Genomic DNA, 17,829 nt, shown 5'->3' with positions numbered 1-17,829 from the left:
CCTGTATCTGGTCATGCATAACCGCACCGCCTGTAACGATGCATGGACTTTCATAACAACCAATTTTACTTGCCCACAGATACCACCATGAAAGGTGTACTGCCTTTCGACAGCATCAACGTTTAGACTCGTACATTCGGAATTTCGTCAGTATTTTCATACATTCTCACCATGGATATCCGACCCCCGGCATATAGGCAACACCATCCACCTCTGGACAGCTTTCGTGTCTGGCCTGAAAACCAGTCTTACGATTGCTCTCTGCCGACTTCACCGAGCTCTATAAACTTTTGGAGAGAGCCGTTGCATGCTCCCCGCCATTCGGAGTATTAGGGTGGCGCTTCGGGACGTTACCCCCTCATTTCACCCATCGGAATATCAGTTCTCCAAAGTTTCGGGCTACAATTGCCCTTCGACTTTGTGCGTAAGCTTTTCACTTACGAACGTGTCGCACGATTGTCGTTTCCATATCCTTCCAGAAGGTTTACGACACCCCACACGCCAAGACCTGCGCCGATTGCGACTACAAGAGTTTTTAAAGTTGTAATTGCACTGCTAAAAAATGCCATATACATTCACCAAAACTGACTTCTTTCAGGTGTTTACGGGAATGAAAAAACACCGACTAAAAAGCCGGCGCACCTAATGTCAGTTATTCCTTTCCTCATTATTTTCCGTTCATTCCCAAGGTTACTTCGACAGATCTACTTGAATTACCTCCACCTCTTCTTCAGGTTTCGGTGTGTACTGCGGATTTAACTCTTTTTCTACTTTGTATCGGTTTTTCTCATTTTCATCTGCAAGATACCGATAATTTTTGTGTTTCGTGATATCATATTTGTCCGAAAAGAATGGTCTGGCACCACGAATCTGCAGGATACATTTTCCGCCATCCATGACTGCAATCTCATCTTCTGTCATCAGCTGTTTGCCCGTTTTCTGATAATTCAGTCCAAAGGATTTCTGATTACTCCTCGTCTCCGAAGTGTTATACAGGTCAATAGTTTCCTTCCCCAGAAGCTCGCTCATTTCCTTTAAGGTAGTTTTCTCTTTGCCACCAAGGAAAAGCGTAGTATCACAGTTGCCCAGAATCGTATCTGCGCTATCTTTGTACATTGCCTTTAACTGGCTCTGTGACTGCAAAATAATAGAAGCAGAGATTTCCCTGCTTCGGATAGTTGCAATCAGCTTGTCAAACTGAGGAATTTGTCCGATGTTGGCAAACTCATCAGCAATGACACGCACATGCACCGGAAGTCTTCCACCATATACATCGTCTGCCTTATCGCAAAGCAGATTGAAAAGCTGTGACTGTAACATGGCAATCACAAAATTAAATGTGGTATCCGTATCAGACATAATCAGAAACAAGGCTGTTTTCCTATCCCCGATCTTATCCAGTTCCATTTCATCATAAGACATGATCTCTCGAAGCTCTGCGATGTCAAATGGGGCAAGTCTGGCCCCACAAGATATCAAAATACTTTTCGCTGTCTTTCCAGCCGCCATTTTGTATTTTTTATACTGTCTGACCGCAAAGTGTTGCGGATCTCTTTCTTCCAGTTCCTGGAACATCATATCCACTGGATTCTGGTAAGTTTCATCCTCTTCACGGGTTTCGCTTTCATTCAAAAGATCAAGAAGGGTATTCAGATTCTTTTCCTCTTCATCCCCTTCATACCAGATAAAAGCAATCAATGCTGTGTAGAGCAATTTCTCTGCTTATAGTGATAGGTAATCCTTTGAAGTTATCGCCGGATTTTCCCCCACTCCACACCGGACGTGCGACTTTCACCGCATCCGGCGTTCCATCGGTTGTTTTCACAAGCATTTAATCAATCACCAAATGAAATGTTAGTTTTCTATTGCGGACAAACCAGCCTGCTGGCGCAGACTGTTCACTTTTAACATCAGTTCCTTTGTTGCCTTGAGCGTGTCGGCTATCTCTTTTAGCTCATTCTTAGGACACTCTTGCAGGAGTGGAAGAAATCTATTATGGAACAAAATCATATTTCGATAGCGTTCCTTGCCGCCCAATTCTGCCGGTGTTTTCAGCCAGCATACTATGTCAGCCGCATTTTCAAAGAGTTCCCCACTTAGCGCACATTTTCCACGTTGAGCCGAGAATAGTGAAATCCTGCTGTCAGTAAGTTCTGTGCTTCGCCCCATAGACGGTTGATTCCTCAAACCTGATAGAACAGATGAGTTCATACTTAGGTTCGTGTGTATCAATGCCCGTCCCTCTACCGTGTAACTGCAAACCGCCGCTTTCTTTGCCATCGGTATCTTGTTCTTGATGTATGCGATAGGGTAGATAGGTTGGTCGATTCCAGATACATACCGTATCATTGCCGACTTTCCAAACCGTTCTTTTTCGCTCTCGGTCATTGCGCCGCCCTCTCGAACAAGTCTGCACCCGGTTTCTGTATTGAGCCGATTTGTTAAAACTGTCATGACCTGTCTGTGGATTTTCCTGCAATCAATGCTGATGCAGGTGGCAAGTTGAAAATAATTCTGTATTCCCAGAACCATTGAATTGTACAGCCGTATTTCGTCCAAAGGTCTTTTTCCCTCTGAAGGTCGGGCAATTCGTTTCGCCTGTTCCACCAGTTTTTGCCTTTCCAGTTCCAACTTTTTGTCACAGATATGAGATTGCACGATGTACTTCCTGCTTTTCGGTCTGACTCGTATCTTAAACCCAAGAAACTCTGAATAGCGTTTTCTAACATTGACTATCCTTGTTTTCTCTGGCGATACCTCCAACCTCAGCCTCTCGGTTATCCATGCCGTTACAGCCTCTTTCGTTCTCAAAGCGTCCTCTTTATTCCGGCAGAAAATTCTGAAATCATCTGCATATCTCACGATATACATTTCTTTCAACCCTGTTTTCCTCATTTTGAGGAATGCCTTGCTCCGGTCAAAAGTAATCGAGTTTCTGATTTTCCTCTCATACCCGTATTCCTTTACAAGAGGGTGGTTCTGCCATTGGCTCTCAACCCATTTGTCCAGTTCATTCAGCACGATATTGGCAAGCAACGGTGAAATGATACCGCCTTGCGGAGTGCCTTTGTCTGGAATGAGTGTAGTGCCGTCTGGCATTCTAATCGGTGCTTTCAGAATCCGCTTGATAATAAAAATCAACTGTTTGTCGTGTATTCCCATTGCCCATATTTGCCGCATTAGCTTGCTGTGATTTACGTTGTCGAAAAATCCTTTTATATCAAACTCAATCACATAATGCAGGTTCATGCGTTGAAGCATGGTGTAAGTTTTCTGCACGGCGTGTTCCACGGAACGGTTCGGGCGAAAGCCGTAACTGTTGTCGCTGAATTTCGCTTCGCAGATTGGCTCTATGACCTGTTTGATACATTGCTGTACCAGCCTGTCCCAGATACAGGGAATACCTAACGGTCTGGTTTTTCCGTTTGGTTTCGGAATGTCTTTGCGTCTTACCGGCTTTGGGCGGTATCCGTGCTGACTTCCTGTGACAATAAACCTCACTTTCTCTGCAACTGTTTCGGGCGGTAAACACCCGATGTCACTGATGTTTTTGTTGTCTGTTCCTGCTGTGTAGCTTCCTCCGTTTGCTTTGATGTTCCGATATGCCAGAAGAATGTTGTCCCGGCTCAGAATTAAATCCATAAGGTCGGTAAAATTTTCTCCCTCCAAACTTCGATGATAGAGTTCATCAAAAACTGGCTGCATACCGTAATACTCGGCATGACGTAAGTCATCTACACATAGAGTTTTGTTTTTCTTTGGCATAAGGCATCACCTCCTTTTTGCGAAAGTGACCCTTTTGGTCTTACTCGAATCCTTATGTTGGATTGAATAATGCCTGCTTATCTCAACCGACTTGTGGCCATTCCTCCGTAGCTCACATAACGCAAGCACATCATAGGTTCGACCACTACTTTTCAGCAGCAGTTCGTCTGCTTATTGTTTTTCGTCAGACTATTCCTTGCGGAATCTGCTGCCTTTCCTCGTTCCGATAGTTCTATCTGTTCATACATACCCATAGGTTCCTGCTATAGACCTGTCGGCTTGCCTGTGCCTGTAACACAGCATGGTCGTTCGTAGGATCAATTTCTACTAAACCACACCGACTGCGCATTAACGCACCCACACATTTCTGCGTGGTCTTCTTTTAGACCTGTACATTCGCAGGTTCGTCAGTCCGCCCGCCAAAGCGAACATTCTAACCATAGGTATCTTATAGACTCTCGGCTTATAGGTAACACAGTCTGCCTCCAGACCGCTTTCGACCACTTTAGGCAGTGGTTACGGTTACTCTCAGCCTTTGTCATGGGGCTTCGTACACCAGCCATTACAGCTAATGCACGCCCATCAAGGGTAGGCGTTTCAGGGCGTTACCCCGTCATTCCACCTATCAAACTACCAGTTCTCCGAACAACGGAAAACCGTTGCTCGTGCGCAGACTTTTTACCGTCTGCGAACGAGTCGCACTCACCCAAAAATCTTCGGAAGCTTTTTCCCCTTCGCCTTTGGTATTTACAATGATTGTTGTCACCAGCTTCAGGATATCTTTTTCAGACCGTATATAAGCAAATGGATTGTAATGAAGGGACTTGGAAAAATTGATGGTATTCAGAACCTTAATCACATATGGCTCATGTACCACTTTTCCAGATTTATCTTTCATGATATTTCCATTCTTATCTTTCTTAGGTGGTCCCTTTGCTAACATCTTCCCGCACTCTTCAATCAAAGTGCCTTTCGGATCTGTAATGACCATAGAACAGTTCATCTGCATGACCGATGGTTTTACGAAAAAACGTGTCTTACCGGAACCACTGCCGCCGATGACCACTATATTTTTATTTCTTGCATACTTCGGCTGCTTCGGTCTGCTCTCCATGGTCAGTGCTTCTGTTGCTGTCAATGGAATGTTCATCCATGGATCTTCCGACATATAAGGCTTGATATCCTCTACGGTTCCCCATCTGGCTGAACCATACTCGATGCCTTTCCGTAATTTCTTTGCATCTGCCTGTTTCTGCCAGACCAAGACTTTCAGAACGACTGCAACAACAATACCTGCTAGCAGATCTTTCCAGTTATTGCTTAACATAAAACCAGCAAAAATCCGGTCTGCGTGTTCCATTGCATATAAAAGTTTGTTCCCCATATCTTCTCCCGGACTGTTCCGGTAAAGAAAAAATGCCCGGTCTGCATAGAAAGCAGCCAGAGCATAAGGGATATTTGTAAGAACCAGTTTCTTTTTATCCAGGGCGGACAGCTTACCCCCGATTTTATTCTTCCACTTCTGCATCAGAGTTTTGCCGCTTTTCTTTTTCATCGACTCTGCTCCTGATGCCGGTTCTTTACTTTGTCCTTCGTCTTCTTTGGCATCATTGCCCGGTAAGCTGCAAGACGCTTATGAATGGAAGGCTTATTCGCTTTTTGAATCTGTTTCTGGGAAAACTCACGGAAAGCAGCATTGAGGGCATCCTGATCACGTCCCTTGAAAAATACCAGATAAACCGGAGGATCTTTGCTCTTGTCTTTTTTCAGAGCATAATTGATCCCGTATTTTCTGGCATACCGTTCAAAGGACTTGATATTTTTGTCCGTGATCTCGATATTGACCATCCCGGCATTCTGTTTTGCCAGCTCTTTTACCGTGACCTTTCCCTGTTTCGGCTGATTTTTCTGTGCTTTCTTCTCTACTGATTTCTGCTTTTGATGACGCAGATACGCAGCAAGAACCTTTTTCAACAGGTCTGCCGTAATTTTAGTAGCCCGAATACAGAACGTGACCGTTTTCTGAGTTACCTCTTCCTGCATGACTTTTCCCTCCTTTCAGCGATTCAACTGCTGTCCAGATCTGTAATCATGGCAATCACCCCCCCTTCAATGAAAAAGGACAGATTAACCGGTAATCAGGTGCTGCACCTGTACGAGTTTTTCTGTCCCTTCTTCTTTTCTCTTGTCTTCCCCACCACAATAGATGGGAACACACATTTCAAGTATTCTGCTGTAAATGCGCTGATGGGCAGTATCCAAATCTGTAGATTTCATTTCATTCAGTCCCAGATTCGTTGTTACGATCAGCGGAAGCATTTTACAATAACGGCTGTCTATCACATTATAAACCTGCTCCAAAGCAAACTCAGAATTTCGTTCTATTCCTAAATCATCAATAATCAGCAACGGATAATCCACAAGATTTTGTATGATCTGGTTCTTATTTGCCTGATAGCTGGTCATTTCATTTAAGATCCTAGAAAAATTTGTCATCATGACACGTTCTCCCTGTTCCAAAAGTGCATTTGCTATACAGCCTGCAAAAAAACTCTTCCCGGTTCCAACTGGTCCCATCAGAAGCAATCCTACATTTTTTCTCTTCATATCTGTCCAGTTTTCTACATACTGCCTGGCAATTAGTATCTTCTGGTTGCTTCCATTGTCATTTTCAAATTTCCATTCCCAGAATCTTCTTTCCCGAAGTCCGACGGATTTTCTCTGATAAAGCTGCCGCTGTGCTTCTTCCCGCTGCATCTTCTCATCAAGTTCCTGCCTGGCTTTTACCTCGCATTCACACAAACAGGACACTACATGCTCAAATCCCATCAGACTAACTTTCATCTGTTTTCTTTTTCCACAGATACCACAATGAAGACATCCCTCTTCATCCAGATAATCTGCTGTTACTTTATTTTCCATCACAGGCTTTCTCCTTCCTGAAATTCATATTTATCCATTCCTGTCCTGGCTCCATCCCTTTCTGCCCAAAGACAGATTGTTGCAAAATGGTTTTGATACTCTTTTCCACTGGATTTCATATAAACAGAAAGATGATCAATCCGTTTCTGGTAATCCCATGGAAATAACGTCATCAGCTCCTGCAGTTCGGCTTCTGACAGGACAACATTTTTAAATCTACCATACTGACTGAATTTTTCTTCCAGAGCGGGAGTATTGCCCTTACTCTTATCAGTATGATTCTTTTCAGTCTTATTTATCTTAGTATTACTTCCATCCAGATTCTTGCAGTCCGGACTTCTATTTTTTTGCGTTCCGGACTTCCAGTTTCTTGCAATCCGGATTTCCAATTCCTTGCAGTCCGGATTTCCAGTTTCTGGCGTTCCAGAAGCAAAGTATCTTACTGGCTTTCCTCTAATCCGTTTCACAAAATTTTTCACGTATATGACAGAGGGACGATTATTCCCCTGCCGATACCGTTCAATCAATCCAATCCCATGCACACTGTCAAGCTCATAAAGAAGCTTTGTCACTGTCGTATGCGACATTCGCAATAGTTCCTGCAATTCTGCAATCGTGTAAATGATATAGACATAACCATCACTGTCAATCCAGCCATTTTTCTTGGATAGGCTGATTCGATCAAGCAGAATTCCGTAAAGGAGCTTTGCGTCTGTAGACAGGCTTGCAAACTCTTTTTCTGTGAACAGAGCTTTTGGTATCCGAAAAAAAGAAAACTGGTCAGATTCTTCTGCTCTGAAATATTCAAAATCTGCCATAGCTTATTTCCTATTCTTCCTCATTATTAAAATCACACCCTGCTGCACTGCCTGTTCCATGACACATCTCATTAAACACAAAGTTGAAGCACATCATTAACTCGCTCAGATAATAATTTCTTGCTTCTTTATTGCAGGCATACATATCCTCGATATAAACCTCCTCGTTTCCATTCATTCGTGCGATCGTTTCCAGAACTTTCATAAACTTCTTATTAGAGCAGCACTCATACTGTTCATTTACATATTTCTGAATTTCCAGTACACGTTCGGGCTTTCCATCAAAAACAGATAACACGCCAAATGCCAGATCCATACCAAACTCATAGCCATCGGCTTCTACGGCATCAATATCAAGATTACCTTCTTCATCGTAATAGCCACGCTCTTCCATAGGAGTCAGTGGTGTCTCATATTCATCCAGATATCCCATATCTGCAATTGTTCCCAGAATATCTCTGGATGCTTTCACCATCTTGTCCATGATAATTTCTCTTTCTTCCATCGGCATATTTGCCATAATTCTGTCTAATGTCATCATTGATTCTTCCTCCATCTCATTTTCATAAATATCATTGATATAAAAGTGGTTCGCCTTTCCATTGTTTGGAATGATACGCACCAGATTACCAACCTGAACCAGTTCCTGTACTGCCTGATCTACACCATATCTGGTCGTGTTCAGGTCTTTCTTCATTTCACTTTTCGGATAGATAACAAACAGATCCCCTTCACTATCTACCCAGCCATTCTGCACCGCAAATTTTAAGCGATCCAGAAATAAGCTGTATAAAATCTTTGCTGTATTTGACAGATTCTTGTATCTATCCATCTGAAATAGCATCTTTGGCACCTGCAGACAATCTACCGGCATATACTCCATCTTACTCATTGATTGTTTTCTCCTTCTGTTTGTACAGCACTTCAGCTGAATTGATATTGATTTCCAACATACCCACAAATACCTGATAATACAGCAGGCATATCTGTTCATCCTCTCTTGCCAGATACAGTCCTTCCAGTTCATTGGACGGATGTTTCATTCCATATACTGCCTGACAGATATCATGGATTTTCTCACATTCCACACTTCTCAGATGCATCTCCAAAGTGTGGTTAAATCTCTGCCAGTCCTCCAGTTTCTGATTTACTGACATCATGCACTGGAACAGTTCCGCTGCTTCACATGCTGCTGACAGAACTACATTTTTGTTATTGATACTTCCATCGGCATTTTTCATATGCCCTACCATATACGCCTGATCTACTGAAACCATCTTTTATCCTCCTCTATCTAAACGGCATTTCCTCTTCCATGCCCTCCGGTATCTCTAAGAACCCTTCCGCATCTTCTGGAAACGGTGGTCTGTCAACCATTTTTGCACCAGCAAATTCAATCCGGTTTGCATACACTTCGGTGGTATAAATCTTTTTCCCGGTATCTTTATCTTCATAATTACCCGTGACAATCTCGCCTTCCACCATGACCTTCGTTCCCTGTATCAGATAATCTCTGGCAAATTCTGCTTTCTTTGCAAAAGCCTTTACCGGAATGAAACTAACTTCATCGGAATAATTTCTTCTGACTGCCAGAACAAACTTGGCAATCTTATGAAGTCCTTTTTCATTCTCCACTTCGTTGTATCCGGGATTTCTTACCAATCGCCCAGAAATAACTGTTGTATTCATTGGCTTCCCCCTCCTATGCTTTCATTGATTTGTAACAGATACCGATACATGGTCCACATTTTCCATAGGCACATCCGTAACATTCATCTTTTTCCAACTCTTCCTGCTTCATTTCATCGGCAAACATTCCTAACAGCGTTGTGTAAATCTTTTTCATTGCCAGGAACTTCTCTTCTGCTTTTTCCATCTTCTCTTTGTAAAATGGAATCAGTTCACGAAGAACTGGATGAAAACGCTCATTTTCATCATCCCAGGCACAATTTTTCATCATGCATCGTGGTTGTTTCTCATAGCTTCCCAGATAATATGGGCAGAACGTACAACCTCTTTCTTTGATAATCTCAACCGGAATCACTGGCATCTGACTTTTGATTTCTTTTGTTACATACTTGCTTTCAATTCGCTCTCTCATAATGAAATCCTCCAAAATTTATATTTGCAAAAGGGATTTACCCTGAACTGCCTGTTTTTAGGCACAAAAAAAGAGGCAGACTTACGATTTTTGTTTTCGCAAGCCTGCCTCTTATCAAACTAATTTTCTACCTTTCAATGATATACCGTATAAAAACGTATATCGCTCTGATCACATACACTGGAATCATGATACTTCCGATCAATGCTCCAATGATGACACTTAATGCAGCCATACCAAGTATTGCTGTGGTATCCATTCCTCTTGGGATTAGAATCAGCCGCATTTTATGTATTCCAAATGGTAATCCGGCAATAAATATCCACCAGAACCAATCCGTCTGTCCGCTGACTTTCATAATTGTTTTTGTCATCCAAAACCAGAATACCATAAATGCCAGTGGCAGAATTGATTTTTTAATTACATCTCCAATCGTCATTTCTTTTGTCCTCTTATCCAATCTGTTTATCTTCTGTACTTTAGAAATATATGCCTGATATCTTTCCATCTGGCTATCATTATATCTTATTTGCTTATCATATTCCATTCTATCATCCCCTTTGTTCTGTTTGTGCCTTCCACGAATCTAATAACTGAAATATAATTTTTTCAATTTGTTCTTTCTTATAATCTGGTGGAAAATATTTTTGCAGTTGCTTTTCTGAAAAGCTGATTTTCTGGTAATTCACTTTTGCTTCTCCTCTAAGAATTTTCTCAATATCTTCTCCAGTCAATTCTTTTTGCTGACTAAGTTCTTTCAATTTTTTTGCCTGAGATCCATTAGGCATTTTCTTTGTTGTTCCTATGAACGCCAATAATAACGACTGCTCATTGCTTTTTAAATACGATAGATCTACTGCAACAGTGAATGGCAATTCATTTTTGTCTACAAACTCCAGCAAATAATTCGACAAATAGGTCAATCGTATATATCGTTTGATTGTACTCATTGTTTCCCCGACTTCTGTACCTACCATCTCAGCTGCCCATCTTTTTTTTAACTTTGGTTCAACTTGGACCAAAGTTAGATCTGTTCTTCTGCCTTGACGTTTCAGTGCTTCATACTTCATGCGGTATGCAAATGCTTTCTCACTATACAGCAGGTTTTCTCTTTGAATATTGGAATCGACCATAACTACAGTTGCTTCATCATCAGACATATCTCTAATAATAACCGGCATTGTTTTCAGTCCCAATTCTCTGCAAGCATATTTTCTTCTGTGCCCCACTACTAATTCATAATCCTTTTCCCCAGAATTTGAAGGTCTTGCAATTCCTGGCACAAGAACTCCATATTCTGAAATACTTTCAATCATTTCCTCCATTTTGTCATCCCTGAATACTTTAAACGGATGGTTCTTGAATGTATCCAGCTCGTCCAGTGGAATTTCTCGCACACACTCCTGCTCCTCTGACAATCCAAACAGTGCATCTACACCTTTGAATTTTATCTTTGAAGCACTACTCTCTTTCACTGCCATCATCAATCACCTCCTCTACCAGTTTCTTATATGCTTCGGCAACACGTCCTTTGGGATCATGTTTATAAATACTTACTCCCTCAGCACTCGTCTCTGCAGCTCTTATAGAAAACGGAATTGCAGTCTCAAAAATATGGATATATTCTCCATAATTAGCATGAAGTAATTCTATAATCTCTTTTGAAAAATTTGTTCTGCGATCCACCATGGTAAGTAAGATTCCGTCAATTTGAAGTTTTCGATTTATCTGCTTCCTGACTTTATATATTGTCTGCATCAACTGTTCGAGACCTTTAACCGGAAGATAATGTGCCATAACCGGGATGATAATCGAATCAGCTGCTGCAAGCGCATTTACAGTGAGCATTCCTAACGATGGCATATTATCAATCAGGATGTAATCATATTCCGGCGAAATTAACTTGATAAACTGTTTTAACACATATTCTCTGCTCATAACATTTACCAGGCTGACTTCTACCCCAGAAAGTTCAATATTTGCCGGAAGAATGTCCAATCCCTCTTCATGGTGAAGAATTCCATAACTTTCTGGTAATTCAAGACCGTTCATCTCACAATGAAGAATTGTTGCTACAGTTATTTCCAATTCATCTGGATTCTGATAACCAAGACTCTCTGTTAAGCTTCCTTGTGGATCGAAATCTATTGCCAGAACTTTATATCCTTTTTTAACGAGTCCAATTCCTAAATTCACACACGAAGTTGACTTTGCGACACCGCCTTTTTGATTGACTATTGCTATAACTTTTGCCATCTCTATTTCCTCCCAATTCGTAATGTATGTTTTGAAACTGCTTTTTCTGTCTTTTCCTGCTTCTCAGCCTGCAATGTTAAATCATGTGTCTTTATCAACAATGCCTCAAATCGTTCTTTTTCTTCTTTCTGTTCGTGTACTGTCATATTTGTTTCCACATTTGTTTTTTGTGAAACACTCAACTTATTTCTAATATTATATGTGTTATATCTTCTTCTGATGCAATTCGCCTCTACACCAGACAGCGTAACCAGCTCTGACCAGGAAGATACTTTACACCTTCTTGCGATTGTTCCCCATGATGGCGTTTCTGGATTTCTACAAGCATCATATATTTTTGATGTTGCCGGTTGTATTCGTTCAAATTCATTTCTAAATAATTCCAGAAAATCATATTGATCATCAACACATTTTGTTCCATGACGTCCAATCCTTACATATTCGATTTCTCCATAATAATCGTTCAGAAACTCTTTTGCTGTTTTTCCAAAAAGCTTTTCAAAGACCATATGACTTGGCAATTCCTTATGACTGTCACACTCTTTTATTTTCGGCGGGACTCCACCATGCGATTCTGTCCATTCATCCAGTGCTTCATATACACTGGCTACATCCCATCTATCCAATGGGGTGGAGGAATATTTTTTTAATGCCTGTATCACTTCCACAACTTCCTCCGTCTGTGGCAGACATTGTAGTAATTCAATTGCTTTGGGTATGGCTTTTCTTCTTGTCATAATTCTTGCCATAAAAAAACCTCCTTTGAATGCTCATCATCTCATTCAAGAAGGTTTCTATCAGAAACAATTCCGAATTGTTTTCAATATCTTATCTACACTGCTATTTCAACATAAGATATCGAAATGTTTATCTGACAGCACTGATTTTTAATCTAATGCCTTTATCAGAAATCCCTTATTTTAAGGCTATTCCGGTCGTTTCCTTTATCTTACTCTATTGGCACCGCATACGTTGAAAATTGAACACCATAATGAACATCAAAATTATTGATAGCTTTCATTAATCCAATACAACCAATTTGAAAAAGATCTTCTTTATCATAATAATTATTCTTAAAGCGATGAACAATCGACCAAACTAAACCTAAATTATTTTTAACAATTAATTCCTTAGCTGCTTCATCCCCTTGTTGTGCTAATTGAATATTGTTTAAAACAGCTTCTTTATTCATGAACAATTCTTTTTTTCATTATGAGTTGAGTTCCTAATTCTAAAGAAGATTCGATCGTCATTTCATCACATAATGCTTCAATAATACTAAGTCCCATTCCAGCATGTTCTAATTCTTTTTTAGAAGTAAACATCGGTTGTCTTGCTTTTTCAATATCTTGAATACCTTGTCCTTTATCAATGACATAGATTGTAAGCAAATCATCTTCGATATAAGCTTTAACCTTTACAAGACAGCCTTTATCACCGTTATAACCATGAATGATGGCATTAGAAACAGCCTCTCCTACAATCGTTTTAATTTCTACAATTTCATCTATCGTAGGATTTAAACAAACCACAAAAGAGGCAATACATGTTCTTACAAAAGGTTCATTTTCCAAAGTTGCACTAAAAGATAATGACATTTCATTTGTCATATTTGCGCCTCCTTTAAATATTCCATAATTTCAAATAACCCACTTAACTCAAAAACCTTATAAGCTGTATTAGACAATCTTCTAAGTGATAATTTTCTTCCTTCTTTAGATAATTGTTGATACCTGCCTAAAACCAACCCTACCCCTGCACTATCGATAAAAGTCGTATGCTTAAAATCAAAAATGACATCATCATCATTAATTGCTAGAAGTACATTTAATTTATTTCGATAATACGCAACATTATAACCATCTATTTCTCCGTAAAATGAAATAATCAGTTGTCCATTTTCAATTTCATGTTCCATTTTATTTTCCATTTTTTCATCTCCTTAAATGCATCTTAGCTCATCTTAAAAAGAAAAAAAATAGATTCGACAAAACTAGAATAAAACACAAAAAAAGAGCCTAAATCAACGATTTATAGACTCTTAATAATTTATCTAAAAAACTCATTTTTTTGACATTTATTTCACTATATAAAGGATAACTAGCAACAGCTTTATCTTTATTATATAAAATAAGCTTTCCAATACTTTTATTTTGATTAATTGGTAATTGTAAAGAATCAAAAACAATTTTCTTTTTGAACTTTTCTTGATTTGTCTTTTCAGATAAATAATAAAGATTTTTATGACTTACAACATTGATCTTTTGTTCAACCATATCTTTGACTTTTACAGTATCAATCACTTCTCCTTTTTGATAAAGTTTAACTTGTTGATACTTCGAAAAACCAAAATTCAATAACCCTTTCATATCTTCATTGCGTGTTTGTGGCTTATCTTCATTCATGACAACACCAATTAATCTTAAATCCTTTTTCTTACATGTTGTGACAATACAATACCCAGCTTCTTTGGTAAAACCTGTTTTTAAACCATCTACTCCTGGATATTGTTTTAAAAGTTTATTGGTATTTACAAGCCAAAACTTTTGTTTTGTTTTTTCGCGAACATAACTATCATAAAGCGATGTGACGGCTAAAAGTTTCTTGCCACCAATTTGTAGTAAATAAGCGGCCATAGTTGAAAGATCTTTCGCACAAGTATAATGATTTTTATCATGCAATCCTGTACAATTGACAAAATGCGTATTTTTAAGTTTTAAAGCTTTTGCTTTTTCATTCATCATCGAAACAAATTCTTCATGACTTCCTGCAATATTTTCTGCCACGACAACACAGGCATCATTCCATTTCACTCACATTCGGTAACACAAACACCCCATTTTCATAACTTATTTTTTGATAACTCGCAACATTGATATAAATATCAAGTTTTTCTTTACTATAGACCACAATTTTATAGATTAATTCTTTAATCAAAGTATCACTCATATCTCTCCAATGATTCAGCTTATCTTTGATAGTTTCTATCAAATTTTTAACCTTTTGAATGACACTGACTTGTGTTTGACTCGTCATATTCATCTTTTGGTTCAGTTCATAAGTTTCTTTTTCAATTTCTTCTTTTTTATGAAAATAAATCTCTTTATCAATCAAACCTTCCATATAAAGATCAACTAGTTTTTCTAGCTTAGAACGATTACTTTGTATCTTTTCTTCGATACCTTGAATTGAATCTTCATCTAAATCCATTTCAATTTCTTTTAAAACATCTTCAAATTGTCTAATAATATCTTCTTCATTGACCTTAAAATATTGAGCAGTCTGTTTAATAATATCTTTTAAAGCCTCCTCCTTTATGTTCTCACTTTCAGGACAGAAAACACGTTTTTTCTTGTCTGCAGTTGAACATTTATAGTAAATACTATCATTCTTTCTTTTGATTCTACGGTAGCTTGCATTACAATATCCACAGAAAATCTTATTAGAAAAGATATTTTGATTGCTATATTTAAAGGGAACTTTAACCTCGTTTTTATCATTTATACTCTTACGATTCTCTTGAAGTTGTTGAACATATTCAAAAGTTTGTTTATCAATAATAGCATCATGATGCGAAACACATACATAATATTGACTTTCATCTTTAACAACTTCTCTTTTCTTTTCTAAAAAGTCAATTGTCTTACTCATTCCTTGAACAAGATCTCCACAATATTTTCGATTCTTTAACATTCCTCTTATCGTAGAAGGAAGCCACTCTCCACCAGTTGCATTATAATAACCTTGTTCATTTAATGTGTTAGCGATTCGTCTTGTGCCATACCCATCAATATAAAGTCGAAAGATCTGTTGAACAACCTTAGCCTCATCTTCAACAATAACAATTTTTCCATTCTCTCGCTTATAACCATAAGGCATTGTCCCATGTGCAACACCATTTTCATAATTTCTTTTTGTTGCCCAATTGACACGTGAACTGATTTTGCGACTTTCTTCTTGAGCAAGCGTAGCCATTAAAGATAGACGTAATTCACCATCATTACTTCTTGTATCAATATTATCTGTTGTAAAAAGAACACCAACATTATATTTCAACAACAATCTTGTATTGACTAAAGTATCCACTGTATTTCTTGCAAAACGGGTGACTTCTTTTGTAAGAATTAAATCAAACTCGCTATTCTTAGCATCTTCAATCATTTGTTGAAATTGTTTTCTTTTCTTTACATTAACTCCTGATATTCCCTCATCTGCGTATCCTCTTATGAATACCATATCCTTATTTCTACTAATAAATTCTTCAAAATATTTTTTCTGTGCTTCAAAAGAATGTAACTGTTCTTCGGTATCTTTTGAAACTCTGGCATAGAAAACGACTCTTGTCTTTTTCATAACGACAACCTCCTTATGTAAAGATGAAGTTTTGTATTTTGAAGTTGTTTATATTTCTTTTTAACATATGGCGATTGATAGTCTTGTAAATCAAATATATAAGTTTTCACATATTCAAATTGTGATAAATCCACATTTTCTTTAAAGTAACAATCACTTAAATCCATATATAAGTGATACTCATTCATCTTTTTAGGAATGATTGCTTTTATATATTGGATAATGATTTGATGAATAACTCCTTTATCTATTTCAACTTTCTTTTCAATCACTTTCACAATATGATGAATAGCATTCTTCATATCATTATTACTTTCCTTCATTTCTAATGCTTGAAGTTCTTTTTCTTTTGCTTCTAATTCTTTTTCTTCTTTTAATTTATTTTCTTTATAGACTTCTATTGATATCTTTTCTTCTAAATAATCATCTAAATATAATTTCATTCGACGTCTAATATATCCAATATCTTTGTGTAATTGATTAATTTGATTCTCACAGTTCATAAAATCATAAGAATTCATTAACGCATCAACCAATTCTTTCTTGACCTTTTCTTTGTTTATGAAAACAGTACTTATAAATGAACGTAATAATTCTATAAGTACTGTTTCATTAATAATATTCGTATTTTCACATTTTCTACATCCCCAACCAATACTGTTTCCATATTTCATTCGAGCATATGATTTTCCACACATTGCACAAATGACTTTACCAGACAACGGATATCTTCGATTTCTTTCTCCATTTTTTACTTTTGATTGTCTTAATTGTTGGACTGCATAAAATATTTCTTTATCAACAATGGCTTCATGATGATTGTTAGTAATATACATATCATTTCTTGATATATTTCTTAATATTTTCTTTTCTAGATAATTATTTGTCTTTTGTTTTCCTTGCACAAGTCTACCAATATATTTCTCATTGGCCAATATTTTAGCAATCACCGATGTATCCCAATGTGCGTTACCAGAAGGAGAAGGAATATTCCATTCATATAATCTTTTTGAAATTTTTCCATATCCCAATCCTTGTAAGTACCATTTAAATATATGTTGAATCACATATGCCTGTTGCTCATTCACCTCAAGTTTTCTCACATGACCAACTTTGACAATGTCATAACCATAAACATTAGTAATTACAAGTTTTTCATTTTCAAATGCTCTTTGAAATCCCCAATTGACTCTTTGGCTAATTTTTCTACCTTCTTCTTGAGCAATTGTAGCCATTAAAGATAAACGCAATTCACCTTCATGTGTTCTTGTATCAATCATATCTGTCAAGAATAACACATTCACATTATTTTCTTTTAATAACCTGACCATTTGTAAAGTATCTAAAGTATTTCTTGCAAATCGTGTTACTTCTTTTGTAAGAATAATATCAAAATGATGATGCAAAGCATCATTAATCATTTTTTGGAATGATTTCCTTTTTTTAATGCTTGTTCCTGTAATACCTTCATCAACATATGAATTAACTAATTCAAACTCTGGATGATTATCTAAATATTGATAAAAATAATCTTGTTGTGCCTTTAAAGAATGAAGTTGATCACTATGATCTGTAGATACTCTTGCATAAAAAACAGCTTTTAATTTTTTCATT

At 37.9% G+C, this 17,829-nt stretch carries 17 protein-coding genes and 4 pseudogenes; all 21 read right to left on the bottom strand.

The annotated features are described in order from the left end of the window. Window positions 1–440: 440 nt before the first annotated feature. Window positions 441–569, bottom strand: a pseudogene (locus tag HUU89_RS04275) (Maff2 family mobile element protein); the annotation flags it as partial. A gap of 79 nt (window positions 570–648) precedes the next feature. Next, window positions 649–1,722: pseudogene (locus tag HUU89_RS04270) on the bottom strand (VirD4-like conjugal transfer protein, CD1115 family); the annotation flags it as partial. A 132-nt stretch (window positions 1,723–1,854) separates the two neighbouring features. Then, window positions 1,855–3,765: a group II intron reverse transcriptase/maturase gene (ltrA, locus tag HUU89_RS04265; protein WP_009005801.1), complete on the bottom strand. Its 1,911-nt coding sequence runs from the start codon at window positions 3,763–3,765 to the stop codon at window positions 1,855–1,857. A gap of 691 nt (window positions 3,766–4,456) precedes the next feature. Continuing rightward, window positions 4,457–5,260, bottom strand: a pseudogene (locus HUU89_RS04260) (type IV secretory system conjugative DNA transfer family protein); the annotation flags it as partial. A gap of 56 nt (window positions 5,261–5,316) precedes the next feature. Further along, on the bottom strand, window positions 5,317–5,808 hold the full coding sequence (locus tag HUU89_RS04255) for a PcfB family protein (protein ID WP_118575383.1): 492 nt from the start codon (window positions 5,806–5,808) through the stop codon (window positions 5,317–5,319). 84 nt (window positions 5,809–5,892) lie between these two features. Next, entirely contained in the window at window positions 5,893–6,687 is a 795-nt protein-coding gene (locus HUU89_RS04250; RefSeq protein ID WP_175301078.1) for an ATP-binding protein, read from the bottom strand. Next, on the bottom strand, window positions 6,687–7,505 hold the full coding sequence (locus tag HUU89_RS04245) for a replication initiator protein A (RefSeq protein WP_175301077.1): 819 nt from the start codon (window positions 7,503–7,505) through the stop codon (window positions 6,687–6,689). The genes HUU89_RS04250 and HUU89_RS04245 overlap by 1 nt, the downstream gene beginning before the upstream one ends. A 10-nt stretch (window positions 7,506–7,515) precedes the next feature. Further along, window positions 7,516–8,397, bottom strand: coding sequence for a replication initiator protein A (locus HUU89_RS04240; protein ID WP_175301076.1), 882 nt, complete (start codon window positions 8,395–8,397; stop codon window positions 7,516–7,518). Continuing rightward, complete coding sequence (locus HUU89_RS04235; protein ID WP_175301075.1) at window positions 8,390–8,782, bottom strand: hypothetical protein; 393 nt, start codon at window positions 8,780–8,782, stop codon at window positions 8,390–8,392. Before HUU89_RS04235 ends, HUU89_RS04240 begins: the two co-directional genes overlap by 8 nt. Window positions 8,783–8,795: 13 nt before the next feature. Continuing rightward, on the bottom strand, window positions 8,796–9,194 hold the full coding sequence (locus HUU89_RS04230) for a single-stranded DNA-binding protein (RefSeq protein WP_054335695.1): 399 nt from the start codon (window positions 9,192–9,194) through the stop codon (window positions 8,796–8,798). Between the two features lie 13 nt (window positions 9,195–9,207). Then, window positions 9,208–9,606 (bottom strand): hypothetical protein, encoded by a 399-nt coding sequence (locus tag HUU89_RS04225; protein ID WP_118575373.1) that lies wholly within the window; start codon window positions 9,604–9,606, stop codon window positions 9,208–9,210. A gap of 127 nt (window positions 9,607–9,733) precedes the next feature. After that, window positions 9,734–10,153 (bottom strand): DUF6050 family protein, encoded by a 420-nt coding sequence (locus HUU89_RS04220; RefSeq protein ID WP_217498422.1) that lies wholly within the window; start codon window positions 10,151–10,153, stop codon window positions 9,734–9,736. Between the two features lie 4 nt (window positions 10,154–10,157). Continuing rightward, window positions 10,158–11,090 carry a ParB/RepB/Spo0J family partition protein gene (locus HUU89_RS04215; protein ID WP_226870871.1) on the bottom strand — a complete coding sequence of 311 codons (933 nt, stop codon included), beginning with the start codon at window positions 11,088–11,090 and terminating at the stop codon, window positions 10,158–10,160. Continuing rightward, complete coding sequence (locus HUU89_RS04210; RefSeq protein ID WP_118575371.1) at window positions 11,068–11,862, bottom strand: ParA family protein; 795 nt, start codon at window positions 11,860–11,862, stop codon at window positions 11,068–11,070. Before HUU89_RS04210 ends, HUU89_RS04215 begins: the two co-directional genes overlap by 23 nt. A 2-nt stretch (window positions 11,863–11,864) precedes the next feature. Beyond that, complete coding sequence (locus HUU89_RS04205) at window positions 11,865–12,611, bottom strand: hypothetical protein (RefSeq protein ID WP_118575369.1); 747 nt, start codon at window positions 12,609–12,611, stop codon at window positions 11,865–11,867. Between the two features lie 206 nt (window positions 12,612–12,817). Further along, window positions 12,818–13,054 (bottom strand): annotated as a pseudogene (locus HUU89_RS04200) (sigma-70 family RNA polymerase sigma factor); the annotation flags it as partial. Further along, complete coding sequence (gene spoIIAB / locus HUU89_RS04195) at window positions 13,047–13,472, bottom strand: anti-sigma F factor (RefSeq protein ID WP_175301074.1); 426 nt, start codon at window positions 13,470–13,472, stop codon at window positions 13,047–13,049. The pseudogene HUU89_RS04200 and the gene spoIIAB, both read right to left, overlap by 8 nt. After that, on the bottom strand, window positions 13,469–13,792 hold the full coding sequence (locus HUU89_RS04190) for an STAS domain-containing protein (protein WP_022000917.1): 324 nt from the start codon (window positions 13,790–13,792) through the stop codon (window positions 13,469–13,471). Before HUU89_RS04190 ends, spoIIAB begins: the two co-directional genes overlap by 4 nt. Window positions 13,793–13,880: 88 nt before the next feature. Beyond that, complete coding sequence (locus HUU89_RS04185) at window positions 13,881–14,675, bottom strand: D-alanyl-D-alanine carboxypeptidase family protein (protein WP_117783176.1); 795 nt, start codon at window positions 14,673–14,675, stop codon at window positions 13,881–13,883. Next, window positions 14,662–16,215 carry a recombinase family protein gene (locus HUU89_RS04180; RefSeq protein WP_117346798.1) on the bottom strand — a complete coding sequence of 518 codons (1,554 nt, stop codon included), beginning with the start codon at window positions 16,213–16,215 and terminating at the stop codon, window positions 14,662–14,664. The genes HUU89_RS04185 and HUU89_RS04180 overlap by 14 nt, the downstream gene beginning before the upstream one ends. After that, window positions 16,212–17,828: a recombinase family protein gene (locus HUU89_RS04175; RefSeq protein WP_158561377.1), complete on the bottom strand. Its 1,617-nt coding sequence runs from the start codon at window positions 17,826–17,828 to the stop codon at window positions 16,212–16,214. Before HUU89_RS04175 ends, HUU89_RS04180 begins: the two co-directional genes overlap by 4 nt. Between the last annotated feature and the right edge of the window lies 1 nt (window position 17,829).

Origin of the sequence: Faecalibacillus sp. H12 (genome assembly GCF_013361255.1) — a bacterium.
Taxonomy (GTDB): Bacteria; Bacillota_I; Bacilli_A; order Erysipelotrichales; family Coprobacillaceae; genus Faecalibacillus; species Faecalibacillus intestinalis.
Note: the sequence above shows the minus strand (reverse complement) of the source record. Positions and strands in the feature narration are given on the sequence as shown.

Bases quoted from the DNA above. Each gene is read 5' to 3' on its own strand.
- HUU89_RS04205 (WP_118575369.1), bottom strand. From the start codon at position 12,611: ATGGCAAGAATTATGACAAGAAGAAAAGCCATACCCAAAGCAATTGAA.
- HUU89_RS04230 (WP_054335695.1), bottom strand. From the start codon at position 9,194: ATGAATACAACAGTTATTTCTGGGCGATTGGTAAGAAATCCCGGATAC.
- HUU89_RS04235 (WP_175301075.1), bottom strand. From the start codon at position 8,782: ATGGTTTCAGTAGATCAGGCGTATATGGTAGGGCATATGAAAAATGCC.
- HUU89_RS04180 (WP_117346798.1), bottom strand. From the start codon at position 16,215: ATGAAAAAGACAAGAGTCGTTTTCTATGCCAGAGTTTCAAAAGATACC.
- spoIIAB (WP_175301074.1), bottom strand. From the start codon at position 13,472: ATGACAAATGAAATGTCATTATCTTTTAGTGCAACTTTGGAAAATGAA.
- ltrA (WP_009005801.1), bottom strand. From the start codon at position 3,765: ATGCCAAAGAAAAACAAAACTCTATGTGTAGATGACTTACGTCATGCC.
- HUU89_RS04255 (WP_118575383.1), bottom strand. From the start codon at position 5,808: ATGCAGGAAGAGGTAACTCAGAAAACGGTCACGTTCTGTATTCGGGCT.
- HUU89_RS04190 (WP_022000917.1), bottom strand. From the start codon at position 13,792: ATGGAAAATAAAATGGAACATGAAATTGAAAATGGACAACTGATTATT.
- HUU89_RS04220 (WP_217498422.1), bottom strand. From the start codon at position 10,153: ATGGAATATGATAAGCAAATAAGATATAATGATAGCCAGATGGAAAGA.
- HUU89_RS04240 (WP_175301076.1), bottom strand. From the start codon at position 8,397: ATGAGTAAGATGGAGTATATGCCGGTAGATTGTCTGCAGGTGCCAAAG.
- HUU89_RS04175 (WP_158561377.1), bottom strand. From the start codon at position 17,828: ATGAAAAAATTAAAAGCTGTTTTTTATGCAAGAGTATCTACAGATCAT.
- HUU89_RS04225 (WP_118575373.1), bottom strand. From the start codon at position 9,606: ATGAGAGAGCGAATTGAAAGCAAGTATGTAACAAAAGAAATCAAAAGT.
- HUU89_RS04250 (WP_175301078.1), bottom strand. From the start codon at position 6,687: ATGGAAAATAAAGTAACAGCAGATTATCTGGATGAAGAGGGATGTCTT.
- HUU89_RS04210 (WP_118575371.1), bottom strand. From the start codon at position 11,862: ATGGCAAAAGTTATAGCAATAGTCAATCAAAAAGGCGGTGTCGCAAAG.
- HUU89_RS04215 (WP_226870871.1), bottom strand. From the start codon at position 11,090: ATGATGGCAGTGAAAGAGAGTAGTGCTTCAAAGATAAAATTCAAAGGT.
- HUU89_RS04245 (WP_175301077.1), bottom strand. From the start codon at position 7,505: ATGGCAGATTTTGAATATTTCAGAGCAGAAGAATCTGACCAGTTTTCT.